The 24,597-nt window shown below is 61.5% G+C and carries 16 protein-coding genes; 7 read left to right on the forward strand and 9 right to left on the reverse strand.

Features of this window, described 5'->3' with window-relative positions; translation table 11 throughout:
* Position 1 precedes the first annotated feature (1 nt).
* Positions 2-262 carry a PepSY domain-containing protein gene (locus ACYQ6M_RS23980; RefSeq protein ID WP_075282756.1) on the reverse strand — a complete coding sequence of 87 codons (261 nt, stop codon included), beginning with the start codon at positions 260-262 and terminating at the stop codon, positions 2-4.
* 279 nt (positions 263-541) lie between these two features.
* Here ACYQ6M_RS23980 and ACYQ6M_RS23985 point away from each other — a divergent pair, with 279 nt between their 5' ends.
* The gene (locus ACYQ6M_RS23985) at positions 542-1,153 is read left to right on the forward strand and encodes an NAD(P)H-dependent oxidoreductase (RefSeq protein ID WP_460076003.1); all 612 of its coding nucleotides are present in this window, start codon (positions 542-544) and stop codon (positions 1,151-1,153) included.
* Here the strand turns inward: ACYQ6M_RS23985 and ACYQ6M_RS23990 are convergent, their stop codons facing one another.
* The 5 genes from ACYQ6M_RS23990 to ACYQ6M_RS24010 all read right to left on the reverse strand — a co-directional run bounded on the left by ACYQ6M_RS23990 (position 1,154) and on the right by ACYQ6M_RS24010 (position 7,954).
* Positions 1,154-2,149, reverse strand: coding sequence for an LLM class flavin-dependent oxidoreductase (locus ACYQ6M_RS23990; protein WP_460076005.1), 996 nt, complete (start codon positions 2,147-2,149; stop codon positions 1,154-1,156).
* A gap of 114 nt (positions 2,150-2,263) precedes the next feature.
* Entirely contained in the window at positions 2,264-3,226 is a 963-nt protein-coding gene (locus tag ACYQ6M_RS23995; RefSeq protein WP_460076007.1) for an ATP-dependent carboxylate-amine ligase, read from the reverse strand.
* Positions 3,227-3,245: 19 nt separating this feature from the next.
* Positions 3,246-3,893, reverse strand: a complete 648-nt coding sequence (locus ACYQ6M_RS24000; protein WP_023002553.1) for an outer membrane lipoprotein carrier protein LolA — start codon at positions 3,891-3,893, stop codon at positions 3,246-3,248.
* An 84-nt stretch (positions 3,894-3,977) separates the two neighbouring features.
* Positions 3,978-6,722: a DNA translocase FtsK gene (locus ACYQ6M_RS24005; protein WP_460076009.1), complete on the reverse strand. Its 2,745-nt coding sequence runs from the start codon at positions 6,720-6,722 to the stop codon at positions 3,978-3,980.
* Positions 6,719-7,954 carry an aminotransferase class I/II-fold pyridoxal phosphate-dependent enzyme gene (locus tag ACYQ6M_RS24010; RefSeq protein WP_460076011.1) on the reverse strand — a complete coding sequence of 412 codons (1,236 nt, stop codon included), beginning with the start codon at positions 7,952-7,954 and terminating at the stop codon, positions 6,719-6,721. Before ACYQ6M_RS24010 ends, ACYQ6M_RS24005 begins: the two co-directional genes overlap by 4 nt.
* A 310-nt stretch (positions 7,955-8,264) precedes the next feature.
* Here ACYQ6M_RS24010 and ACYQ6M_RS24015 point away from each other — a divergent pair, with 310 nt between their 5' ends.
* On the forward strand, positions 8,265-8,921 hold the full coding sequence (locus tag ACYQ6M_RS24015; protein WP_460076013.1) for an SGNH/GDSL hydrolase family protein: 657 nt from the start codon (positions 8,265-8,267) through the stop codon (positions 8,919-8,921).
* A 67-nt stretch (positions 8,922-8,988) separates the two neighbouring features.
* Here the strand turns inward: ACYQ6M_RS24015 and ACYQ6M_RS24020 are convergent, their stop codons facing one another.
* A complete protein-coding gene (locus tag ACYQ6M_RS24020; protein WP_023002557.1) occupies positions 8,989-9,252 on the reverse strand; it encodes a DUF1674 domain-containing protein in 264 nt (87 codons plus the stop codon).
* A 156-nt stretch (positions 9,253-9,408) separates the two neighbouring features.
* Between ACYQ6M_RS24020 and htpX the strand changes: the two genes are divergently transcribed.
* The 5 genes from htpX to ACYQ6M_RS24045 all read left to right on the forward strand — a co-directional run bounded on the left by htpX (position 9,409) and on the right by ACYQ6M_RS24045 (position 17,846).
* Positions 9,409-10,386 (forward strand): zinc metalloprotease HtpX, encoded by a 978-nt coding sequence (htpX, locus tag ACYQ6M_RS24025; protein WP_460076016.1) that lies wholly within the window; start codon positions 9,409-9,411, stop codon positions 10,384-10,386.
* Between the two features lie 164 nt (positions 10,387-10,550).
* Complete coding sequence (locus tag ACYQ6M_RS24030) at positions 10,551-11,927, forward strand: RsmB/NOP family class I SAM-dependent RNA methyltransferase (RefSeq protein WP_460076018.1); 1,377 nt, start codon at positions 10,551-10,553, stop codon at positions 11,925-11,927.
* 209 nt (positions 11,928-12,136) lie between these two features.
* On the forward strand, positions 12,137-13,813 hold the full coding sequence (locus tag ACYQ6M_RS24035; RefSeq protein ID WP_055660141.1) for a heparinase II/III family protein: 1,677 nt from the start codon (positions 12,137-12,139) through the stop codon (positions 13,811-13,813).
* Between the two features lie 75 nt (positions 13,814-13,888).
* On the forward strand, positions 13,889-15,505 hold the full coding sequence (gene purH / locus ACYQ6M_RS24040) for a bifunctional phosphoribosylaminoimidazolecarboxamide formyltransferase/IMP cyclohydrolase (RefSeq protein ID WP_460076020.1): 1,617 nt from the start codon (positions 13,889-13,891) through the stop codon (positions 15,503-15,505).
* A gap of 229 nt (positions 15,506-15,734) precedes the next feature.
* Positions 15,735-17,846, forward strand: coding sequence for a methyl-accepting chemotaxis protein (locus tag ACYQ6M_RS24045; protein ID WP_460076022.1), 2,112 nt, complete (start codon positions 15,735-15,737; stop codon positions 17,844-17,846).
* A 96-nt stretch (positions 17,847-17,942) separates the two neighbouring features.
* On the opposite strand, the gene ACYQ6M_RS24050 is transcribed toward ACYQ6M_RS24045, so the two are convergent.
* Together ACYQ6M_RS24050 and ACYQ6M_RS24055 are read right to left on the reverse strand one after the other, a co-directional pair.
* A complete protein-coding gene (locus tag ACYQ6M_RS24050; RefSeq protein ID WP_460076024.1) occupies positions 17,943-19,313 on the reverse strand; it encodes an MFS transporter in 1,371 nt (456 codons plus the stop codon).
* A 427-nt stretch (positions 19,314-19,740) separates the two neighbouring features.
* Complete coding sequence (locus tag ACYQ6M_RS24055; protein ID WP_460076026.1) at positions 19,741-24,552, reverse strand: NAD-glutamate dehydrogenase; 4,812 nt, start codon at positions 24,550-24,552, stop codon at positions 19,741-19,743.
* Positions 24,553-24,597: the final 45 nt, after the last annotated feature.

Raw genomic sequence — 24,597 nt, forward strand, 5'->3', positions numbered from 1 at the left:
ATCAGTCTTCGTTCTTGACGTTGGTGACCTTGCCGGATTTCGGGTCGATGTAGACTTCCCAAAGCTTGTTTTGCGCATCGGTGCATTTCGCTTCGATCTTGCCGTCCTCGGCTTCGAATTCCTTGACGGTGCAACCGGCCTTGGCCAGGGCTGCGGTGGCCTCCTCGGGATTGGTGCCGACCATGTCACCAACGGCGGGCATGGCCTGCGCGGCGACCGGAGCAAGGCAGAGGCAGAGTACGGCGAGAGATTTCTTCAGCATGATTGTGTCCTTCATCAGGTTTCTGCGACCGTTGCGGTCTTCGTCCTGATTGGCCGCAAACTCGGCTTCGGTCGATTGACGGACTGCTGACGCCGGGCATCATAAGCAGATGCTTACGCGCGGATTTCGATCCTTCGGCAGCCGTCCAGAAGGTCAAACCAGGCAAATGGTCTTGCCAGGGTTGAAACGGCTGAAATGAATTGCGAAGTCAGGGGAACAGGAATTGCTCCGGCACATTTTCGAGCCGGTATTTTCAATTTGCATCAAGGAAACAGGCCGTTGCGCATCTTTTCCCTTCTGGCGCACCCCAGGGACAACAGCTTCTGCCATGCGCTGTCGAAACAGGCGCGTGAAACTCTGGAGGCCGAGGGGCACCAGATAGATCACCACGATCTTTACGCCGAAGAGTTCGATCCCTGTCTGACAGCAGAGGAAGCCTACTCGATCGGCGACACTCTGGAAGAAGTGCTGTCCCGTTCAGAGGATGCCGTCGTTGCGCGGCACAGGGAAGGTATTTCGAACGCCGATGGTCTGCTGGTCGTCCATCCGAACTGGTGGGGCAAACCACCGGCGATCCTTGCAGGCTGGATGGACCGTGTGCTGGTGCCGGGCGTTGCCTACCGGCTGCAGACTGCCGACGGTCTGCCGGAAGGGCTGCTGTCGATCCGCAAGGCCGTCGTCTTCAACACGTCCGACACCGAGGCGGAGCGAGAGCGGCTAGATCTTGGAGACCCGCTGGAGCTGATCTGGGGCCGGTGCGTGCTGCCGTATTGTGGCGCTCTGGATTACGAGCGCCACGTCTTCAGGCCCGTTGTGGGCAGCTCCTATCCCCAGCGGCAAGACTGGCTGGAAGAAACCGCCCAGATTTGTCGAAGCGCCTTTGATGGTTGACTAAGCTGTCACGAGATCCTTCAGGACGTCGGCCGCGAGCTGGAAGGATTTCACGCGGGCGCCGTGATCATGGATCATGCCGGTGATCATCAGTTCGTCGGGCTGATAGCGGGTGATGATTGCCGACAGTTGGTCGTGGATCGTCGCCGGAGATCCCGTTGCCGAGCAGGACAGGGCGTGTTCGACCTGCGCCAGAACGGCGGGCGGAATTTCGGCGGGGACATTTTCCACCGGCAGGGGCAGTTTGCCGGGGTTGCCCATGCGCAACCGGGCGAAAGCGAGCAACTGGGAAGAGCGCAGGTAATCTGCCTCTTCGTCGGTGTCGGCAGCAAATACGCCAGCTGCCACCATCACATGCGGTCTGGCGAGCTGCGGTGACGGCTGGAAGGTTGCCCGGTAGATCTCCAGCGCTTCTTCCAGCATGTCCGGTGCGAAATGAGAGGCAAAGGCATAGGGCAGCCCGAAGGCCGCCGCGAGTTGCGCGCCGTAAAGGCTCGAGCCAAGGATCCAGATCGGTACCTGCGTGCCTTCGCCCGGAATCGCGCGCACCCTGCTGGTTTCAGAAGCGGGTCTGAAATAGCCCATCAGCTCCTGGACATCCTGCGGAAAACTGTCCTCACCGGCCATGTGGCGACGCAGGGCCCTGGCCGTCGCCATGTCCGTGCCCGGGGCGCGGCCCAGGCCCAGGTCGATCCGGCCCGGGTACAGCGTTGCCAGCGTGCCGAATTGCTCGGCGATGATCAGCGGCGAGTGGTTGGGAAGCATGATACCGCCCGCGCCGACGCGCATGGTGGAGGTTGCTGCCGCCACCTGGCCGATGACAAGGGATGTTGCGGCGCTTGCGATGCCCGGCATGTTGTGATGCTCGGCCAACCAGTAGCGATGGTAGCCTGCCTGTTCCGCGGACCGCGCCAGATCGACCGTGTTTGCTAGAGCCGCGGCCGCTGTCTGGCCTTCCGGCACAGGGGACAGATCGAGAAGGGAAAAATGCTGCATGGATATCTCCGTTGGAGCTCCATGTAGGATCTGAAAACCCACCCGCCAAGGTCAAGTTTTGTCGGCAGCCTTCCCAGGCGCTTAAACGGGCATGGCTCCCGGGGTCAGCGGGATCTATTCGGCGAATGTCGCTTCGAACACACGCTCGTAGATATGCTTCACCACTGCGGTCTCTTCAGACCCCTGCCGGGCGAGGTTGCCGAGACCTGGCGCGGCGTTGACTTCCAGGACAACAGGTTCTGCGTTGGCCGCAGTTGGCAAGATCAGGTCAACGGCGGCATAGCGCAGAGACAGGGCCTGTGCGGCCTCGCGGGCAAGGGCTGCAAGGTCCGGGGCGAGCGAGCCGGTGACAATTCTGGCCGTGCCGCCCGCGGACAGATTGACCACGGGCAGAAGCGTGACCGTCTGGCCTGGCGCGGGAACGGTTTCCAGCATCAGCCCTTGTTGCTGCAGTTCGAGGACGAGGCGGGGGTCGGCAGCGTCGAAGCGCGGATCGGCGCCGATGATCTCGGCAATGTTGCGATGACCGTCGCCCGTGATCTGAGGCGGATGGCGTTCGATGGCGCACAGCACATCGTCGTCCAGAACGATAATTCTCAGTTCCTGTCCGCGGATTTCCGGTTGCACCAGCAGCTGGTCGTTGCTCTTGGCGAGGGTTTGCAGGGCCGTTTGAAGGGTGTGACTGGTGTCGACCCGCACTACGTCCCGCCCTTCCCGGCCACAGTTCGGTTTGACGTAAAGCGGGAACCCCTGGTTCCCGGCAAAATCCAGAAGGTCTTGCGGCGCAGTTCGGCTCGTGCGGATGTCGTGTGCGAAAACCAGAAGTCCGTCCGGCACTGTCAGGCCTGCGGCCTTCAGAAAGGCCGCGGCATAGGCCTTGTCGGTTGCGATTTCCGCTGCGCCGAGCGTGTTGAGGTCGAACCTTGTGCCCTTGAAGAACCAGCGCTTGCCGGACGGGCTTTCGACCATGCCGGCATGGCCATGGCCGTCGCCCGCCGTCAGGCGGTAGCCTTTGCGGGCGCAATAGGCCTCAAGCAGGTCAAAGACGAGTGCGCGCCGGCCGGCCGTTTCCGTCATGCTGGGGCCAGCCGGGCTGTCAGTTGTTTTTCTGGCGGGCGTTGGCCAGATAATCGATCTTGAAAAGGTCCGGATTGGTCGGGCCGTTGGACACAACGTTATAAACCGCAACGGAGGTGTCGTAGCCCTGCTGGTCGGTAACGGTCCACTGCTTCAATGCGTAGTCCTTGGCATCGAAGATCAGCGTCAGCGTACCGGAGTTGAACTTGGTCTTGTCCAGGATGGTGACGGTGATCAGGTCTTCTTCCACCAGAACGTTGGTGACGTTGGTGTCCTTCTGCAGGTCGATGTCGTCGGACAGCAGGAAGCGCAGCGGCGTCTGGCCAAGAGGCCAGATGTCCTGGGTGTTCAGCTTGCGGTCGCGCACGGAAACCGACTTGCCGTCGGCCACAATGTCGAGCACGGAAGGCTTGTTGTAGTAGAAGCGCACCTTTCCCGGGCGGGCCATGTAGAACTTGCCGTCGGACTGGTTTCCGTCAGGACCGAACTGGATGAAGTCGCCATGCATGGTCTTCACCGAGTTGAAATAGGAGTTGAGATCCCTGAGGGCATTTTGTTCCTGCTCGGTCAGCGCCGCGGCGGGCAGCAGTGCCGACAGGGACAGAGCCGCAGCAATACCGGCTGCCAGCATAGGTTTGATCAGGCGGGAAGCGAAGCGTTTCAGCATGATGCAATGTCCTAAATCGTTCTCTGTGTGACACGTTTCCCCCTAGCTAGGGAGCGTGTGTGGCAAAGCTTTGGCAGTTTACCATCAAAAATCTTCTTCCACGCCGTTCTGCACGAGAATTTCTCGTTTTCCGGCATGGTTGGCGGCGCTGATCAGGCCTTCGTTTTCCATCCGCTCAATCAGCGAAGCAGCACGGTTGTAGCCGATCGAAAGGCGCCGCTGCACATAGGAGGTCGACGCCTTCTTGTCGCGCAGCACGATGGCAACCGCCTTGTCGTACAGATCGTTGCCCTCGTCGCCGCCGGCAAGTCCGCCGCCACCGTCGTAGGGGCTTTCGGCCTCGTCATCTTCCTCGGTCACGGCTTCCAGATATTGCGGCGTGCCCTGAACCTTCAGGTGCTTGACGATATCCTCGACCTCGTCGTCGGAGACGAACGGCCCGTGCACACGCTGGATGCGCCCGCCGCCGGCCATGTAGAGCATGTCGCCCATGCCCAGAAGCTGTTCGGCGCCCATTTCACCCAGGATGGTGCGGCTGTCGATCTTCGACGTCACCTGGAAGGAGATACGGGTCGGGAAGTTGGCCTTGATTGTGCCGGTAATGACATCCACCGACGGCCGCTGCGTGGCCATGATCAGGTGAATGCCGGCGGCACGGGCCATCTGTGCCAGCCGCTGGATAGCACCTTCGATGTCCTTGCCGGCCACCATCATCAGGTCGGCCATCTCGTCGACGATGACGACGATATAGGGCATCGCCTCAAGCGGCAGCTGCTCTTCTTCGTAGATCGGCTGGCCGGTGTCGCGGTCGAAGCCGGTTTGAACGGTGCGGGTGAATGTTTCGTTCTTTTCCAGCGCCTGCTTGATGCGGGTGTTGTAGCCGTCGATGTTGCGGACGCCCATCTTGGACATCTTCTTGTAGCGGTCTTCCATCTCGCGGACGGTCCACTTCAAGGCAACGACGGCTTTCTTCGGATCGGTCACAACCGGTGTCAGCAGATGCGGAATGCCGTCGTAGATCGACAGTTCCAGCATCTTGGGGTCGATCATGATCATCTTGCACTGCTCGGGCGTCAGCCGGTAGAGCAGCGACAGGATCATGGTGTTGATCGAGACCGACTTGCCCGAGCCGGTGGTACCGGCCACAAGCAGGTGAGGCATGCGGGCCAGATCCGCGACAACGCTTTCGCCGTTGATGGTCTTGCCCAGGGCCAGCGCCAGCTTGGCCTTGGACTTTTCGAAGTCCTGGGCGGCCAGCAGTTCACGCAGGTAAACCGTCTCACGACGGGCATTCGGCAGTTCGATACCGATGGCGTTCTTGCCCGGGATCACCGCCACACGGGCGGAAATCGCGCTCATGGAGCGGGCGATGTCGTCCGCAAGACCGATGACACGCGAGGACTTGATGCCCGGCGCCGGTTCCAGTTCGTACAGGGTCACGACCGGACCGGGGCGAACCTCGATGATTTCGCCGCGCACACCGAAATCCTCAAGCACGCCTTCCAGGATGCGGGCATTCTGCTCCAGCGCATCGGCGGACAGACCCGGCACCTTGCCGGCCACCTTTGGCTCGGCCAGCAGCCGCAGCGGAGGCAATTCGTACTCTTCCGGGGCTCCGAGGAAGGATGGCTGGGCTTCCTCGATCGCACGCTTGCTCTGCTTCGGACGCGGTGCCTGCGGAATGACGCGGCCATTCGCTGCCGGTTGCGCAGGCGCCTGCTGAGCCTCCGGCGCGGCAATGCCGACCGGGACCGCGGGACGACCGTTGACGGGCCCCTTGTCGATCATCAGATCGTCCGGCTCGAAGGTATCGCCTTCCTCGTCGTAGTATTCTTCCGCGTAAGGTTCGTCTCCGTCGTCCGCATGACGGCCACGCTGGTAGAAGTCGTCCAGGCCGTCGTCATCTTGCGGCATCAACCGGCCGGCAAGGGCCTTGCGGAATGCCTTCAGACGGCTGCCCTGGCGAGTGTCTTCCGGCTCGTAGTCGGTGTCGTCCTCATCCTCGTCCCAGTATTCTTCTTCATCCTGGGTCTGGCTGCGCTTCAGGCCGGTCAGCCGGCGCACCTGTGCAGCAGCCTGAAGACCGAAATGCTCCATCTGGCCGACGAAGGCACTCATGAAGATACCGATGCGGGACTCGCCATCGTCGTCGTCAAAGTCGAGGTCATGCTCGGCCGCCTTGCCGTGACCGACAGGGCCGGCCACAGGCTCGATCCGTTCGGACGGAGCGCCGATGCTGCCCAGCCAACCGGCAGCTGCCAGCAGGCACAGGATAGCCGGTACGCCAAGACCAAGCACGCCGACGATCGTGGCGGCGCCGCTTGTCATGTTGTCGGTAACGAGTGCAGGCAAATGGTGAACGGTGTCGCCGAAAAAGCCGCCGAGACCGGTCGGCAGCGGCCAGCTTTCGGGAACCGGCAGCGACGCCAGGGCACCTGCGGCAAGGCTTGTGCCGATCAGCCAGTAGACCAGGCGCTTGCGGCCGATGCCAAGCGCGTGGCCGGTCAGAAGCCGCCAGCCCCACAGAACCAGAGGAATCAGGAACACGGCCGTCGCCAGGCCGATGGTCTGCATCAGAATGTCTGCAAGAACAGCGCCCGGTGTTCCAAGGGCGTTGCGCACTTGGCCACCGGTGGCATGATTGAAGCTCGGGTCGCTGACGGACCAGGTGGCAAGACTTGCCGCGAGCATTGCCGCCAGCGCAATGATACCGAGGCCCGCGGCCCCGACAAGATTGCGCCGGATGAACCGCTTCAGTGGGCTCTCGGTGTCCAGAAGGTCAACCGAAGATCTGCGGCCGTTGCCGCGAACTGCGCTGGCCCGCCTCATGCCTTGTCCCCCAACCATTTTGCCAGACGCTCCAGAGCGATCTCTGTCTGCTCAAGAGGAGCCGTCAGGCTGATGCGAATATAGTTCCGCCCCGGATTGCTGCCGTCCGACTGGTCCGAGGCAAGGTAGCTGCCCGGCAGCACCTTGAGCCCGATTTCGGTCCAGAGTGCTTTCGTGACCGCAACGGCGTCGCCCCAGCGGCTGATATCCAGCCACAGGAAGAATCCGGCGTCAGGCGTGACCGGCCCAAGGATCGGGCCGAGGTGTTTTTCGGCAGCTTCGAATTTTTCGTTGTAGAGCCTGCGGTTTTCAATGACGTGGGATTCGTCCTGATAGGCCCGGACGGCAACTGCCTGTGCCGGCAGCGGCACCTGCGGTGCGGCAAGGCCTCTGAACTTCGCCCATTTTTTCAGGAACTCGGGATCGCCTGCCGCAAAGCCGCAGCGCAGGCCCGCCAGGTTGGAGCGTTTGGACAGCGAATTGAGAACGATGATGTTGGCAAAGCCACCGCCCTGCTCTTCATTCAGATCCCTGGCCGCTTCCAGAATGCCAATTGGCGGCGTCTCGCGATAGATTTCCGAATAGCATTCGTCTGCAAAGATATAGAAGCGATGCTTGCGGGCGAGACCGATCAGGCGCTGCCAATAGGCGGTATCGGCCACAAACCCTTCCGGATTTGTGGGCGAGGCGACATAAAAGGCGACGGTCCTTTCCAGCAGCTCCGCATCGAGGCTGTCGAGATCCGGCAGAAAATTGTTTCCCGCAACCGCGTCGAGCAGCACGGCCTCCGCATCGGCGACATGCGCTGCGGCAGCATAGGTCTGGTAGAACGGGTTGGGCAGAATCACCACAGGGTGGTCCAGACCCTTGTTCAGCTGATCGCGGGCGGCGATGGCGCCGAAGGAAAGTCCTTCGCGAGACCCGTTCAGCGGCAACACACCATGGTCGGCGTCGATCAACCCACCCAGATTGTATCGGCGATCCAGCCAGGATGCGATTGCCGAACGGAATTCAGGCGAGCCGTCGATCGGCGGATAACGGCGGAAACCGGCCATATTTTCAGCCAGAACTTCCGCGGTAAAATCAGGAATGGCGTGTTGCGGTTCGCCAATCGTCATGACAATCGGGTCGAGCCCCGGTGTCTCGCCGCTCAGGAGTTCGGCAAGGCGTTGAAACGGATTGGAGCTCGGCAGGGACACACCGCGCTGGTAGGCTTTTTTGCTGGCAAGCATGAATGATCCGGCACTCGTTACGCATAACTTTGCTCAGACCCTATAGCCGGTGTGGTAAATCCCTTATTAACCAAGCGGGGCAGGGCACAGGAAATGCTGCAAAGGGTTGCGGATTTTCCCGCACTGCCTGCCCGGGCGTCTGGTCTGTCCATAGGGACAATTTCACCCCTCCGTCCTTGGTTGGCGGGAATTGCCCGGAAGTCCTTGATCGTCAACGAAGACTCTGTAGAAATTGAAGGCATCGGCGCGGTCGGCAGAAATGAAATATGCCTGACCTTTTTCAAAGTGCGCCACCTGGACAGGTTCTACGATGTCGAAAACAACAAAAAATCCGGTAAGCGTCGTTTGCTTCGGCGACTCTCTCACCTGGGGATTCAATCCGGTCGACAAATCCAGGTATGGCCACGACGTCCGCTGGACCCGGCTTCTGCAGAAAGAACTGGGTGACGGGTTTTATGTGGCCGAAGAAGGCGTCAACGGCCGAACAACTGTGTTCGAGGATCCGGTCAAGGGCGACAAGAACGGTCTCGCGCATCTGGCGACCGTTCGCAAGACGCATATGCCGATCGACATTCTGATCATCATGCTCGGCACCAACGACCTTCAGGCCCGGTTCTGCATGAACGCGGAAACGATCGCGATTGCCATGGGGCGCCTCCTGGATTTTGCCCGCAGGCCAACCGACGATGTCGAAGGCCGGGCGCCAAAGGTGCTGCTGATGTCACCGCCGCCGCTGGCACCACTGGCAGGCACACCCTTCGTGGCACAGTTCAGCGAACAGAGCGTCACGGAATCCCATCGCCTGGCCGCCTGCTACCGGGAGAAAGCTGCTGAATATGGTGCAGCTTTCTTCGATGCAGGAACGGTGATTTCCGCCAGCCCGGTTGATGCCGTCCATTTCGATGCGGAGCCACAGGCCGATCTCGCCAGGGCAGTGGCAGCGGAAGTGCGCAAGTTGGCAAACTGAGTTGGCAGACTGGATTGCCTGCCGCGGTTAGAGCTGTATCCGACAGGCAGACCGGCTGAACATTCCCTCAGAAATCCGAGGTCAGTCCCTTGATCTCCCAATCGTCGTAGCGGGTAGGCTCCAGGCCGCCACGTCCGTTGACCTCTTCGGCCATGTTCTGCTGTCTTGCGTCGATTTCCTTGCGCCGTTCTTCGGCTTCCTTCAGGGCGCGCTGGGCTGCAGGTGGCAGGTCCTCGAATTTCCGCTTCGGAGCTTCCTCGACATTGGTCTTCAGGGAGGGAGCCTCATTCTGGCTGTAGCGGCTCGTCGGGTTGTCCGGTGTTTCTGTCATGGCTCTTCGGGTCGTTCAGATTGCAGTCTTGTCTGGCGTATATAGGGTAATCTTGCCAAGAATGGCAGCACTCCCCATCTGTTGGACGGATACAAAGGCCATTATGCGCCTTCTTGCAAGCAGTCGAAAACAGGACAGAAACGGAAACAAGCGGCGATGAACTACATTCGCACGGCAATGCTTCTGGCGGGGATGACCGCCTTGTTCATGGGGATCGGTTTCATGATCGGCGGTCAGTCGGGCATGCTGATCGCGCTGCTTATTGCGGCCGCCATGAACCTGTTCAGTTACTGGAACGCGGACAAGATGGTCCTGCGCATGCATCATGCCAGGGAAGTGGGTGAGCGCGAAGCGCCGGAGTTCTACCGGATGATACGGCAGCTGGCGCAGAATGCCGAGTTGCCGATGCCCAAGGTCTACATCATCGACAATCCGCAGCCGAATGCCTTTGCGACCGGCCGTAACCCGCAAAACGCTGCCGTCGCGGCAACGACGGGCCTGCTCGACATGCTGACGCCCGAGGAGATTGCCGGTGTGATGGCCCATGAGCTGGCCCATGTGAAAAACCACGACACGCTGATCATGACGATAACGGCGACAATCGCCGGTGCGATTTCCATGCTGGCCAACTTTGCCTTCTTCTTCGGCGGCAACCGCAACAATCCGCTGGGCATCGTCGGGGTTATCCTGATGATGGTCGTGGCGCCGCTGGCGGCAATGGTCGTGCAGATGGCGATCTCCCGGACGCGCGAATATGCGGCCGACCGGATGGGCGCACAGATCTGCGGCGAACCCATGTGGCTGGCTTCAGCACTTGCGAAGATCTCGCGCGGGGTGGAGCACATCCATAACCCGGACGCGGAAGCGAACCCGGCAACCGCACATATGTTCATCATGAACCCGCTGTCAGGCGAGCGGATGGACAATCTGTTCTCCACCCACCCGAACACCCAGAACCGGATCGAGGAACTGCGCAAGCTGTCGGATGCAGGTCTGGGCACCGGTGGCAGGGGCGGCAGAAGCGGTCCCATGTCGTTTACCCGCCAGGCTCCACAGCAGGCCGGCCCGTGGAGCGGCGCCGGTCCGACGGGGCCGTCCTCCGCGCCGCACCGTCCAAAAGGGCCGTGGGGATAGGCCACAGTCCCCCGGAACGTCAGCTTCTTTGACAAAAACAACTTTGCCGGATGACCACCCGGCTTTAGTATGACCAGATGCGCCGCGACCGGCAGACCGGTCTGCGGCGCTTGATTTTGATACCGGCCGTAACAGCAGGGCCGGGCGCGTGAATGGATTGAGCCTTGACCAAACGGCCGAACAACAAACAGAAGCCTTCAGGCAAACCGGCACCCGAACAGGCCGAAAAGCCGGGGTTTGCCGCACGCAAGGTGGCTGCCGATATACTTGGCAACGTCGTTCACAAGAAACGGCCTCTCGATGGCGAGCTGGATATCACATCCGGCCACTCCGGATTTCGGGCGCTGGCCGGTAACGATCGTTCGCTGGTTCGCGCAATCATTGGCGCAGCCTTGCGCCACCGGGGTGAAATCGCTGAAATCCTGGATCGGTTGCTTGATCGGCCGATCCCGGAAAAAACGGGCCGGATCCTGGATATCCTGCATGTGGCCATTGCACAGATGCTGTTTCTCGATATTCCGGACCGTGCTGCCGTCTCTCTTGCTGTTGATCATGCCGGTCTCGACCGCCGGGCTCGTCCCTACAAGGGCCTGGTCAACGGTGTGTTGCGCCGGCTCGGGCGCGAGCGGGACGAAGTGACCGGTGATCTCGATCCGGCGGTGCTGAACACACCGGACTGGCTGATGGAAAGCTGGCAGGCAGCCTATGGAGTGGAGACAGCGCGCGAGATCGCGCGGGCTCACGAAAGCGAAGCGGCGCTGGATCTGTCGGTGAAAGCGGATCCGGAAGAGTGGGCCCGGAAACTGGACGGCCAGATTGTGGGTGCGGGCAGCATCCGCCTCGTGCGCAAGGGCGCTGTCGATGCACTTGAAGGCTATGGCGACGGCCAGTGGTGGGTGCAGGATGCCGCCGCGGCGCTTCCCGCCCGGCTTCTTGGTGACGTGAAGGGTTTGCGTGTTGCCGATCTTTGCGCTGCACCGGGTGGCAAGACCGCGCAGTTGGGGGCCGCGGGTGCAAGTGTAACCGCGGTCGATATTTCAAAGGCGCGCCTGAAACGTCTTGAAGAAAACATGATGCGGCTCGGCCTGAGTGTTGAAACGGTTGCGGCGGATTTGCGGGCCTTTGAGCCGGAAGAGCTCTTTGATGCAATCCTGCTCGATGCGCCCTGCAGCGCGACAGGCACGATCCGCCGGCACCCCGATGTGCCCTGGATCAAGAAGCCATACGACATTGAAAAGCTGACGGAAATACAGAGCGAATTGCTGGACAGGGTGATGGGCTGGGTCAAGCCGGGTGGGCTGGTCGTCTATTGTACCTGTTCGCTGGAAGCGGCGGAAGGCGAAGCCCAGGTGGCCGGTTTTCTGGAGCGGCAGGCCGGAAAAATCGAACTGGTTCCGGTCGAGGCCTCAGAGGTGGGCGGCCTTGCCGAATGTGTCACAAATGAAGGCTATCTTCGCTGTCTGCCCTGCCATAGCGCCGCCTTGGATCCGGTGAGCAAGGGCATGGACGGCTTTTTTGCCGCAAGGTTCCGCCGGTTTTAACGCGGAATAAACTGTTCACTTGCAATGATTCTTTAAATGAAATGCTAACCTTAATGGTTCGTTTCCTGAATTAGACACCGGAGATTCCCCATAAACGCGCAGAAACCATCAGTTTTGGAGATGGTTTGGTGAATACTGCAAGCCTGAGTGAAAGAAGCCGCATCTGGCGGCTTGTGGCCCTGCATATTTGGCAACGCTCCTTGAAATGGATGCATGGCGGGCCGCTGTTCCGCATGCAGCCGTTTTCGGCTGTGCCTGCGCGCTTGCTCATCGCGCCACAGGATCTGCGCACTGCCGACGCGACCAATGCTGCCGATATCTACGGCGGCCGGTTCCTGTTCTCCGGCCATCTGGTGGAGACGCAAGGCAGATCTCCGTTCGAGCTTCAGGCCGTTCACGAAGACTGGCAGCGTGAGCTTCACAGCTTCGGCTGGATGCGGGACCTTCGCGCCGCCGACAGCCAGATTTCCCGGCAAAATGCCCGGGCGCTGGTGGAGGACTGGATCAAGTTCTGTGGTCGTTGGCACGACATCGGCTGGGAAGCGTCGGTCGTGACCCGCCGCATTCTGTCCTGGCTGGCGCATTCGCCCTTCATTCTTCAGGACGGCGATCACGAGTTCTACCGCAGTTTCGTGCGGTCACTGGCCCGCCAGGTGCGTTACCTGCGCCAGACCATCAATGAAACGGAAGACGGCGTCGAGCGCCTGCATGCAGCCCTTGCCATGGCGTCCGCCTGTATCTCCATGGCCGGACAGGGCCGCTTTGCACGCCAGAGCATCCGGCGTCTCGACCAGGAGCTGACACGCCAGATCCTGCCCGATGGCGGCCACATCTCGCGCAACCCGAAAGCGCTGATCGACATTCTCGCGGACCTGCTTCCGGTTCGCCAGGCCTTCGTAGCGCAAGGGCTGGAGGTTCCGCCGGCGATGGTGCAGTCGGTGGACCGGATGATGCCACTGCTGCGCTTCTTCCGTCATGGCGACGGGGCCCTCGCCCATTTCAACGGCATGGGCTCGACGCCGAGCGACCTTGTCGCCACCATCCTTGCCTATGACGATGCACGGGGCGCCCCGCCGCAGAATGCGCCGCATTCGGGCTATCAGCGCTTAACCGGTGGCAATTCCGTTGTCCTGATCGACACCGGCCCTGCCCCGGCCATCGGCGTTTCCGGCGACGCTCATGCAGGCTGTCTTTCGTTCGAATTCTCCTCCGGCAACAACCGGATCGTGGTCAATTGCGGCGTCTCGCCCAAGTCCAATCCGGCCTGGCGCCGGGTCAGCCGCTCGACGCCTGCACACTCCACGGCGGTGATCGAGGATACGTCCTCCTGCCGGTTCCTGTCGAACCGGCCGTTCGGGCACATTCTGGGCGCACCTATCCTGTCCGGTCCGGTCAGGGTGCCGGTGGAGCGGGAAGACGATGCGGCCGGCAGCCGGATCACGGCCTCCCATGATGGTTATGCCAGCGAGTTCCATGTCCTGCATGAGCGCGACATTCGCCTTGCAGGCGACGGCACGGTGCTGGACGGCATCGACACGTTTTCGGCAATCGGTCCTGTGGACAGCGAAAACCGCTACGCAATCCGCTTTCACCTGCATCCTGGCCTGCGCAGCTCGCTCATCCGCGGCGGATCAGCGGTGCTCCTGGTGTGCCGGGACGGCGAAGCCTGGGAATTCGAAGCGCCCGGGACCGAGGTCATGCTGGAAGAAAGCATCTATCTTTCGGATGTCTACGGCCACCGCAAGACCGAGCAGATCGTGATCTCCGGTGCCGTGCTCGAGGCCCCCTCCGTGGGGTGGCAGTTCCGCAAGACAGCGACGGCCAAACTCAGCCGGCGCGGCACCAGCGATTTTGACGAGCCGGACGAACTCCCGCTGGAAGAATAGAGACCTTCCGCTTTTGCTGAAGACGTGATAGGGCGACGGCAACTCCCGGACCGTCCCCAATTGCGAGGCAAATTCATGGCCATTGTGTCCAAAGCCGTACCCGTTCCCGAGCTGGTTCCCGTCAAGCGCGCCCTTCTGTCCGTCTTCGACAAGACCGGTCTTGTCGACTTTGCAAAAGCGCTGTCCGAGCGCGGTGTCGAGCTGGTCTCCACCGGCGGTTCCTACAAGGCGCTTAAGGAAGCCGGGCTTGCGGTTCTGGACATTTCGGAAGTTACGGGCTTTCCGGAAATCATGGACGGCCGCGTGAAGACGCTGCATCCAAAGGTACACGGCGGTCTGCTCTCGATCCGCGATGATGCCGACCACCAGAAGGCGATGAGCGAGCATGACATCGTCGGCATCGATCTCTTTTGCGGCAATCTCTATCCGTTCGAGGACGTTGTCGCCTCCGGCGCCGACTACGCCACCGGCATCGAGAACATCGACATTGGTGGACCGGCAATGACCCGTGCGGCCGCCAAGAACCATGCCTATGTTACCGTGGTCACCGACCCGGCCGACTACGATGCAGTGATTTCCGAGCTTGATGCCAACGGCGGCAAGGCCCCGCTGGCCCTGCGCAAGAAACTGGCGCAAAAGGCCTTTGCCCGCACGGCTGCTTATGATGCCGCCGTCTCCAACTGGATGGCGGATCAACTGGGGGAAGCAACGCCCGCCCATCGTGCGGTTGGCGGTTCGCTTGCCGAAGTCATGCGCTATGGCGAAAACCCGCATCAGACGGCCGGTTTCTACACCACCGGTGAGCAGCGCCCGGGTGTTGCCACGGCCAGGCAGCTTCAGGGCAAGACGCTGTCCTACAACAACATCAACGACACCGATGCCGCGTTTGAGCTGGTGAGCGAGTTCGATCCGGCCCGCACCAGTGCTGTTGCCATCATCAAGCATGCCAACCCGTGCGGCGTGGCCGAAGGCGCAAGCCTGAAGGAAGCCTACGAGCTGGCCCTGCGCTGCGATCCGGTTTCAGCCTTCGGCGGCATCGTCGCCCTGAACCAGACGCTGGATGCCGCTGCGGCCGAGGAAATCGTCAAGATCTTCACGGAAGTGATCATCGCGCCGGATGCGGACGACGCGGCACGCGAAATCATCGCGGCGAAGAAGAACCTGCGCCTTCTGGTCACCGGCGGCCTCGCCGATGCACGCGCCAAGGGTCTCTTCGTCAAGTCCGTTGCGGGCGGCCTCCTGGTCCAGTCACGCGACAACGGTGTGGTCGATGACCTTGACCTCAAGGTCGTTACCAAGCGCGCGCCGAGCGAGCAGGAACTGGCCGATCTGAAATTCGCCTTCCGGGTCGCCAAACACGTGAAGTCCAATGCTATCGTCTACGCCAAGGACGGCGCCACCGTTGGTGTCGGGGCCGGTCAGATGAGCCGGGTGGATTCCGCACGCATCGCTGCCCGCAAGGCTTTGGACGCGACCGAGGCCGCTGGTCTTTCCGAACCGCTGACGAAGGGATGCGTGGTCGCCTCCGATGCGTTCTTCCCGTTTGCCGACGGTCTTCTGTCGGCCGCTGAAGCCGGAGCAACCGCCGTTATCCAGCCGGGTGGCTCCATGCGCGATGACGACGTGATTGCGGCAGCCGACGACGCAGGCCTTGCCATGGTCATGACCGGCATGCGTCATTTCCGGCACTGATTTCGGGTATTCGCCGATGAATTGAAGTGCCGGTTTTCATTCGAACCGGCACTTCATCTGAGCTTGTAAAACATTAGCAAGCTAATGGTTCGAAATTACTGTCAAAAATGACAGGGGTCATTAAGAAAAACCCTCCCACTGAAGACCTTGTTAACGCCCACCGGGTAGTCTGCAGCAAGCTTTGGCAGGTATTCGCCTGCCGTTTTCTTGCGATTCGCGGAGATTGCCGGTGTTTAGAAGAGCGAAGGTCACAACAAAGCTCATTGGGGCCAGTGCGGCGACCCTGACGGTTGCCCTTGTGGTCGGCATCAGTTTTATCGGATGGGAAGCGTCCCGCATTACGGGAGATCTTGCACGGTCCGAAGCCGAGACAGTGGCACGCGAGCAGGCGCAATTCGTCCAGCGCGGCCTTGAAAACGGCCTGAAATCCGCACAGACGCTGGCAAGTTCCCTCGGCGGCATGAAGAAGGCCGGAGCGGTCGACCGTGAAGCCTGGAACGCCGTCGTTGAAAACCTGACGCTGACCAACAAGGACCTTTCGGGCACCTGGGGCGTGGTTGCCGGAGACGAGCTCGACGGCAAGGATGCCGAGTTCAAGGGCGACGAGAAATGGGCCGAAGACGGCGAATGGCAGCCCTATTACTTCCGCAAGGCGGACGGAACGCTGGCCTACCGGCCCATCGAGAAGATCGCCGTCGGTGACCTGAGTGCGACCAGCGACCTCTGGTTCAATGGTGCCTATGTGTCCGGCAAGGACTACATGACCGAACCCTACAGCTGGGAAGCCGATGGCAAGACCGTGACCGGTGTGTCGTTCTCCTCGCCGATCCGAGACGGGTCCAAGGTGATTGGTGCTGCCGGTGGCGACATCCTTCTGACACCGTTGTCCGAAGTGCTTGGCCAGCAACGGCCACTGGACACGGGATCGGTTCACCTCCTGTCGCAAAACGGCGTCTGGATTGCCCACGCCGACCCTGCCGTTCTCGGCAAGCCATGGATGGAAGGCCAGTCCGAAGCCGACCTTGCCGTGCAGGACAAGCTTCTGGCGGCGGTCAAGAACGGCGAGCCATTTGCCTATGACGGATATTCCAACACGCTCGGCACGGAAGTGCACCGCATCGTCATGCCGGTGCATGTGACCGGTACCGATGCCAAGCTTGCCGTGGTCGTCAACGTGCCGCTGGCGACCCTCAATGCGGCTTCGTCTTCGATCACGACCATGATCGTCGGCGTGGGTGTCGTGTTGCTCATCGTCGTGGCTCTTTCCATCTATCTTGTCGGTAACACGATTGTTCGCCGTCCGCTGGAGCGCGCCGTGCGCAGCATCCAGGCGCTAATCGATCGCCGTTACGACGAGCCGATCCACGATACCGACCGCCAGGACGAAATCGGCGAGATCAGCAAGGCGCTGGAAGTCTTCCGCGACAAGGCCCGGCAGGCCGAGGCACTGGCCGCCGAGCAGGAAGAAGCACAGCGTCAGCAGCTGGAGCGTGCAGGCCGGATCAGCGAGCTGTCGCAGGATTTCGACCGCCAGATCTCAGAGCTGACCCAGACGGTGATGCACCAGGTGCAGGACCTCAATGCGGCATCGATGACGCTGACGGCGGGAGCCGACGACACCAGCGAGAAGAGCACGGCAGTGGCTGCCGCTTCCGAGGAAGCGTCGTCGAACGTGGAAACGGTTGCGTCCGCGGCTGAAGAACTGATGGCATCGGTCGGTGAAATTTCCCGCCAGATGACCCAGTCCACCGAGATTGCCTCCCACGCCGTGGAACAGGCCCAATCGACGAACCGCAAGATCGAGGGGCTCGCGGAAGCTGCCAACCGGATCAGCGAAGTGGTCAAGCTGATCACCGACATTGCCGAACAGACCAACCTGCTGGCGCTGAACGCCACCATCGAGGCGGCGCGTGCCGGCGAAGCGGGCAAGGGCTTTGCCGTTGTTGCCGCCGAGGTGAAGGAGTTGGCCAACCAGACCGCCAAGGCGACCGAGGAAATCTCCCTGCAGATCCAGTCGGTGCAGACGGAAACCGCCGGATCGGTCGATGCCATCAAGGGCATTTCCGAAACCATCGAAAAGATGAACGAGATCTCCTCGTCCATCCAGGCTTCGGTCGAACAGCAGGGCCTTGCCACCGACGAGATCGCCCGCAACATCCAGGAAGCCTCCAACGGCACCCAGGAAGTGGCGCAGAACATCGTCAAGGTGGCAGCCTCTGCCGACGACACCGGCAATGCCGCCCGTCAGGTCTCGGCCTCCGCCAACGTCCTGCAGACCGAAGCCGACCGGCTCAAGCAGGAAGTCGAAGGTTTCCTTGCCAGCGTTCGTCAGGTCGCCTGAGGCGAGACTGGCAACATCTGAACATGAAGCGCGCCGGATTTTCTGGCGCGTTTTTGTTTGGGCAATGCCCGCACCGGTTCCTGGCAAAGGCGTCTGTTAGCGCTCCCGCACCCGCAACAACAACAGGAGGCCAACTCCGAAAAAGACCAGGATGACGGACATGCCTGCGGGTTGGCTGGCAGTCAGGGCGGTTACCACACCGACGGTAAGCGGGGCCAGGAAGCTGGTGACCTTTCCGGAGAGCGCCAGAAGGCCGAAATACTGGGTCACGTGCTGCGGCGGGGCTATGCGGACCAGAAGACTGCGGCAGGAGGCCTGCAACGGGCCGGACACCGCGCCGATGACACCGCCGAGTGCAATGAACACCTGTTCCGGCAGCGATGCGAAGAGAGCACCCTCGGGGGCAGCGGCGGTCTTGATGACAAAGAACACCGTTGTCCGGTCGATGGAGATCATGCCGAGGCCGCAGATCATCAGAACGATGAGCGAGAAGACAATCACCGGCTTGGCCCCGAAACGATCATCCATCGGCCCGCCCAGCAGCAGGCCCAGTGTTCCGGTGATGGTCAGGATGATGCCGAAAGTGCCGATTTCGATGGATCCCCAGCCAAGCTGGCCGGCGGCATAAATTCCGCCGAACGCGAAGAGGGCGACAAGACCGTCCTTGAAGATCATGTTGGCGAGAAGGAACAGGAAGATATTCCTGTTGGTGCGTGCCTGGGCCAGGCTCATGCGCAGGTTTGCAAGGCCGGCACGGATGGCCGGACCGATCTTTGCCTGGTGCGGCACGTCCGGCACGAAGAGGAACATCGGCAACACGAAAACGAGATACCAGAGCGCAGAAAACGGCCCGACGGCGCGATCGCCTTCCTGGGTCGCCGCATCAAGACCCAGAACCGGCTCGAAACCCAGCAGGGTCTTGCCTGACTCGGGGCTGGCGGCGAAAAATCCGAGGGCGATCACCAGCGTGACCAGTCCACTGGCGTAGCCGAGTGCCCAGCCGAAACTGGACAGGCGTCCGATGCGTTCCGGCGGTACCAGCGAAGGCATCATGGCGTTGTTGAAGACGGTCGCGATTTCGATGGACAGCGTGCCGACGGCAAAGGCGATGAGCGCGATGGCGATGCCGTTCGGACTTCCCGGAGCGGCGTACCAGAATGCCCAGCAACAGATGACAAACGGCAACGAGAAGAGAAGGATCCAGCGTTTTCGCCGGCCTGTTGCATCCGCGATCGAGCCCAGTACCGGTGCTGCAAAGGCAATGCACAGTCCGGCGGCCGCAGTTGCGTATCCCCAAAGCGATTGGCCTTCGGCCGGGGTCGCGGCCAGCGTCGAGGCAAAGTAAGGCGCAAAGACGAATGTGGTGATCAGCGTGAAAAAGGGCTGTGCTGCCCAGTCGAACAGGGCCCAGGAGAGGACGGCGCGCCTGTCGGTAGATTGCAACGGGATGTCTGAAACGGTTGTCATGGAAAAGGGCAACTCGCTGCCTGGGGGATCAAGGCCGGGACGAGCCCAACTCATTCATGCATATCGCTTCCCGCTCCTGAAGCCTACAGGTGTTTGCGAATATCCGGTGTCTGTTGCAGGAGAGAGTTTCGGTTGGCGTATGCGGCCCATCCTTCGAGACGCCACTTGCGCGGCTCCTCAGGATGAGGGTGCGGGAAGGTGGGCCTCTCACCAGCCTGGCAACACATATCACCTCATCCCGGACGCAGCGCAGCGAAGATCCGGGATCGGTGAGCCAAAGACCATCTTGGGAAGGTGCGCTTTGCCTTGGGTGCCGCTGGCTCTCCGTTCCCCGCTCGCGCATAGCGTTGCCGGGGCGAGGGCAATACCGCTGAAAAGCCAAGGCCGGCAGCGGAACTGCCGGCCCCATAACGCGATTTCCGCCCGGTTACGCGGTGCCGCAGATTTCCGCGAGCAGGCTTGCCGCCACGGAGAATTTCGACACGCTGAGACCGCCGTCGAGGATTTCGGAAACAGAGCGTTTGCGCCGGCCCACTTCCGCCTCGTGTTCTTCCAGCCAGCTTGTAAAACCGCCGGCGCGAACGGCCGCGATGGCCAGGGCGCGCTGCGCGGAGACCAGCATGGCCCGTGCCCGGTCGAGCGCGAGGCCGTCGTAGTAGTCCCGGACGTCGAGATCGTTGGCGAGTTCGAGCATCGCACCGAGCTGGAAGTGGTGAGCAACTTCGAAATAGGCCCTTGCAGCCGTATCCAGATCTGCCCCGGTTTCTTCCGACACGATGACGATATCGGGAATGGCCCGCTCGGCCGGCAGCCAGGCGATCCGCCGGGCGAGACTTTCCGGAACACCCTGCTCCACGAAGGCTGCGGTGCGCTCCGCCAGGACCGCGGCGGGTTCTTCCGGCAAGACCGCTTCCAGGCGGTCGCGCAGTGCGGCGATACCTGCACGGAACCGCTCGACAACGGCAAACAGGCCCTTGTCGAAGGACACGTTGCGCTTGAACCAGACGACCCGTTCCAGAAGCAGCGACTGGATTTCCGAATAGAGCTCCAGCTGCAGAGCGCCGTCGATCTTCGTGTCGAGCTGGTCGATCTCCGTGTTGAGATCGGTCAGGTCGTAGCTGTTGCGCACGGCAACGAAGCCCTGAGCGATTTCGGTCGCGGTTGCGTCGGTCTGGTCACGCAGACGGGTGATGAAGGTCGCCCCGCCCCGGTTGATCATCGAGTTGGCCAGCATCGTGGCGATGATTTCACGCCGCAGGCGGTGGCCGCTGATCTCGTCCTTGTAGGTGTCGGCCATCTGGTCCGGGAAATAGCGGAACAGTTCGCGCGCCAGATAATCGTCGTCCGGAACCGAGCTTTCCAGCAGCGCGTCGTAAAGCGTGATCTTGGCATAGGCCAGCAGCACGCCCAGTTCGGCGCGGGTCAGCAGCAGCCCGGCCTTGCGCATCTCGTCGAGTGTTGCCTCGTCCGGCAGCTGTTCGACCACCCGGTCCAGAAGGCCTGCCTGTTCCAGCTGGCGCATCATGCGCACCTGGTAGCCGAAGTCTTCCATGCCGCGCAGTTCGGTCATGGAGATGGCCAGGGTCTGCAGGTAGTTGTTCCGCAACACGAGTTCGGCGACCTCGTCGGTCATTTCAGCCAGAAGTTCGTTGCGCTGCTCGATGGTCAGCTTGCCGGATTTCACCGCGGCGCCGAGGGCGATCTTGATGTTGACCTCCATGTCCGAGGAGTTCACCCCGGCGGAATTGTCGATCGCATCGGAGTTGCAGCGCCCACCCTTCTTGTTGAACTCGATACGGGCGAGCTGGGTCAGACCGAGGTTGGCACCTTCGCCGATCACCTTAGCGCCGATTTCCGATGCGGTGATGCGGATCGGGTCATTGGCGCGATCGCCCACATCGGCGTCCGTCTCGGACTTGGCGCGAATATAAGTGCCGATACCGCCGAACCACAGCAGGTCGACTTCCATCTTCAAGATGGCGGTCATCACTTCCTGCGGCGTTGCGCTGCCCTTGTTCAGGTTGAGCAGGGACTGCATCTCCGGTGAAAGCGGAATGGACTTCAGCTGGCGCGAGAAGATGCCGCCACCCTTGGAAATCAGGTCGGTGTTGTAGTCCTTCCAGGACGAGCGGCCGAGGTCGAACATCCGCTTGCGCTCTTCCCAGGTCTTTGCCGGGTCCGGATCCGGATCGATGAAGATGTCGCGGTGATCGAAGGCCGCGATCAGCCTGGTTGCCTTCGACAGCAACATGCCGTTGCCGAAGACGTCGCCGGACATGTCGCCGACACCGGCCGCCGTGAAGGGCTGGGTCTGGATATCCCGGTTCATCTCGCGGAAGTGCCGCTTCACCGCTTCCCAGGCGCCGCGTGCGGTGATGCCCATCTTCTTGTGATCGTAGCCGGCGGACCCGCCGGAGGCGAAAGCGTCGCCCAGCCAGAAGTGCCTTCCTTCCGAAATGCCGTTGGCCGTATCGGAGAAAGTGGCCGTGCCCTTGTCGGCTGCAACCACCAGGTAGGGGTCGTCACCGTCATAGCGCTGCACGCGCTCCGGCGGCAGGATGTTGTCCTCGCCGAGGTTGTCGGTCACGTCCAGAAGGGCGTTGATGAAGATCTTGTAGCTTTCGGTACCTTCCTTGAACCAGGCATCGCGATCGCTCATCGGCGGCAGGTTCTTGGGCACGAAACCACCCTTGGCACCGACCGGGACGATCACTGCGTTCTTCACCTGCTGAGCCTTCACCAGACCGAGCACTTCGGTGCGGAAGTCCTGCGGTCGATCGGACCAGCGCAGGCCGCCACGGGCAACCATGCCGAAACGCAGGTGCACGCCTTCCACGCGGGGGCTGTAGACGAAGATTTCCCGGAACGGACGCGGTTGGGGCAGGTCGTCGATCTGGCGGCTGTCGATCTTGAAGGCAAAGGTCGGCTTGGGCTGCCCCTTCTTGTCGAGCTGGTAGAAGTTCGTGCGCAGGATCGATTCAATCGTGTTCTGGAACCGGCGCAGGATGCGGTCGTCGTCAAGGCTGGCGACGTCCTCCAGATCGGCGGTCAGTTCGCTTTCCAGCCGTTCCGTGCCAAGGTCCCGGTCCTTTTCGGTGACATCCGGGTTGAAGCGCAGGTGGAACAGTTCCACCAGTTTGGCCGCGATCTTCGGGTAGTTGTTGAGCGTGGACCACATGTAGTCTTCGGAAAAGCGGATACCGGCCTGGCGCAGGTATCTCGACAGCGCGCGGATCACCGCCACGTCGCGCCAGGCAAGCTCCGCCGTCAGCACCAGGCGGTTATAGCCGTCGTCTTCCGCCAGCCCGGTCCAGACTGCCATGAACATGCTTTCCAGCCGGGATTGCAGCTGATCGGAAAAGACGATGTCTTCGCCGCTGCGCGATTCCAGCGTCATTTCGTGCAGGTAGGACAAGGGGGCATCGGCCGGCGTGACACGGTAGGTCCGCTCGTTGATCACCCGGAAGCCCATGTTTTCCAGGAGCGGCACGCGCGCGGACAGCGGGATCGGCGAACCGCGGTGATAGACCTTCAGCGACAGGCGGCTGTCCCTGGTGCCGGCCTGGCGGTGGAACGTGATGGTGGTGTCGTTCTTGTCGGACAGGGTTTCCAGCTTGACGATGTCGAACACCGCGGACTGGGCGTTGTAGACTTCCTTGTAGCCACCATGAAACGAAAGCGCGTAGCGGTCGGCCAGCTTGCGGGCCTGTGAAGGCGCGAATTCGTCCTTGAGCGCGTCGCGCACGCTGTCGGACCAGGTGCGCACCATGTCGGCAACGGCGGCTTCCAGCTCTTCCTGCTGGGGCGTCGGCGTTTCCCCGCGATCGCGGCCGATGATGTAGTGAACCCGCGCAAGCGGACCTTCTGGATAGGTAACGTACCAGGCCGACACGCGACCTTCATAGACGGAGGCCAGATAGGTGCCGACGTTCAGGCGAACTTCGGTGGAATAGCGGTCACGCGGGACGAAGACCAGAATAGAGACATAGCGGTCGAACTTGTCCGGGCGGGACAGCACGCGAATGCGCGGGCGCTCGTCCAGCTGCAGGATGGCGATGGAAAAGTCGAACAGGCGCTCCCGTTCGATCTGGAACAGCTCGTCACGCGGGAAAGCTTCCAGAACGTTGCGGAGGGCACGGCCGGAATGGCTTTCCGACCCGTAGCCGGCGCGGGCCAGAACGCTGGCAACCTTGCGGCGCAGGAACGGGATGGTGCTGGTCGGTTCGGTATAGGCGGTCGAGGCGAACAGGCCGACAATGCGCAGCTCGCCGTTCATGTTGCCTTCGTCGTCATAAAGCTTGGCGCCGACGTAATCCATGTGCACGCGCCGGTGCACGGTGCTCTTCACGTTGGCCTTGGCGATGATCAGCGGTTCGGGTTTCTTCAGAAACTCGCGAATTTCCGGCGTGATCTGCACGAACTCCGTGCCGCGGCGGAGAACGCGCACATCCGGGTCGGACAAGAGGCCGAGGCCCGTGCCCTCATGGGGGGAAAGCTCGCCCTCCTCGACGCCGCCTTCGAACATGTATTCGCGCATGCCGAGGAAAATGAAGTTGTCGTTCTCCATCCACTCCAGGAAGTGGATTGCCTCCCACAACTCGTCGCTGCTGCCGGGAATTTGCGTGGTCTTGTAGGTGTCGATGGCCTCCGCCAGGCGTTCCTGCATCGGCTTGAAGTCCGACACGACGGCGCGGACATCGGACAGAACCTTGTCGAGCCGCGCCTTGAGGGCCGCGCGGGCTTCGGGCGAATCAATCCGTGTCACGTGGATATGGATGAGGCTTTCCTGCCGGTCGGTCCGCTTCGGTGGTTTCTTGCGGGCCGTGGCGCTTGTCAGTTTGCCGTTGTCATCCCGTTCCACGATGAAGATCGGGTGCAGAACCAGATGCACTTCGATCTTGCTTTCCTGCAGCTCGTCCATGACGGAATCGACCAGGAAGGGCATGTTGTCGTTGACGATCTCGATAATCGAGACGCCCTTGACCTTGCTGCCCTGGGCCTTGAACGCCGGATCGGCGATGCTGACACGATGCGTGCCGAGTTCGTGGTTCTGGAAATCCTGCCAGGCGTCCCGGGCAAAGCCGGTCAGCTCTTCCGCGGTGTAGGCCACCAGGTCTTCCGCTGCGCCCCGGTCATAAAAGGCGCGGGAAAACTCGGCGAGAGCCGGATCTTCCTGATTCAAGGTTGCTTGGACCGCGTCGATGAGTTTGAGTTTCTCGACGTCGTGTTTGTCCGGCATTTTCCATCCCCTTAGGCGATCGTATGGTTTGGCTCTGTCGCTCGC

Source organism: Roseibium sp. ROS1 (assembly GCF_054658215.1).

Excerpts from the sequence above, each read along its gene's own strand:
- ACYQ6M_RS24020 (WP_023002557.1), bottom strand. The coding sequence starts at position 9,252 with ATGACAGAAACACCGGACAACCCGACGAGCCGCTACAGCCAGAATGAG.
- ACYQ6M_RS23995 (WP_460076007.1), bottom strand. The coding sequence starts at position 3,226 with ATGACGGAAACGGCCGGCCGGCGCGCACTCGTCTTTGACCTGCTTGAG.
- purH (WP_460076020.1), top strand. The coding sequence starts at position 13,889 with ATGGCCATTGTGTCCAAAGCCGTACCCGTTCCCGAGCTGGTTCCCGTC.
- ACYQ6M_RS24055 (WP_460076026.1), bottom strand. The coding sequence starts at position 24,552 with ATGCCGGACAAACACGACGTCGAGAAACTCAAACTCATCGACGCGGTC.
- ACYQ6M_RS23990 (WP_460076005.1), bottom strand. The coding sequence starts at position 2,149 with ATGCAGCATTTTTCCCTTCTCGATCTGTCCCCTGTGCCGGAAGGCCAG.
- ACYQ6M_RS23980 (WP_075282756.1), bottom strand. The coding sequence starts at position 262 with ATGCTGAAGAAATCTCTCGCCGTACTCTGCCTCTGCCTTGCTCCGGTC.
- htpX (WP_460076016.1), top strand. The coding sequence starts at position 9,409 with ATGAACTACATTCGCACGGCAATGCTTCTGGCGGGGATGACCGCCTTG.
- ACYQ6M_RS24015 (WP_460076013.1), top strand. The coding sequence starts at position 8,265 with ATGTCGAAAACAACAAAAAATCCGGTAAGCGTCGTTTGCTTCGGCGAC.
- ACYQ6M_RS24000 (WP_023002553.1), bottom strand. The coding sequence starts at position 3,893 with ATGCTGAAACGCTTCGCTTCCCGCCTGATCAAACCTATGCTGGCAGCC.
- ACYQ6M_RS24010 (WP_460076011.1), bottom strand. The coding sequence starts at position 7,954 with ATGCTTGCCAGCAAAAAAGCCTACCAGCGCGGTGTGTCCCTGCCGAGC.
- ACYQ6M_RS24005 (WP_460076009.1), bottom strand. The coding sequence starts at position 6,722 with ATGAGGCGGGCCAGCGCAGTTCGCGGCAACGGCCGCAGATCTTCGGTT.
- ACYQ6M_RS24035 (WP_055660141.1), top strand. The coding sequence starts at position 12,137 with ATGCATGGCGGGCCGCTGTTCCGCATGCAGCCGTTTTCGGCTGTGCCT.
- ACYQ6M_RS24050 (WP_460076024.1), bottom strand. The coding sequence starts at position 19,313 with ATGACAACCGTTTCAGACATCCCGTTGCAATCTACCGACAGGCGCGCC.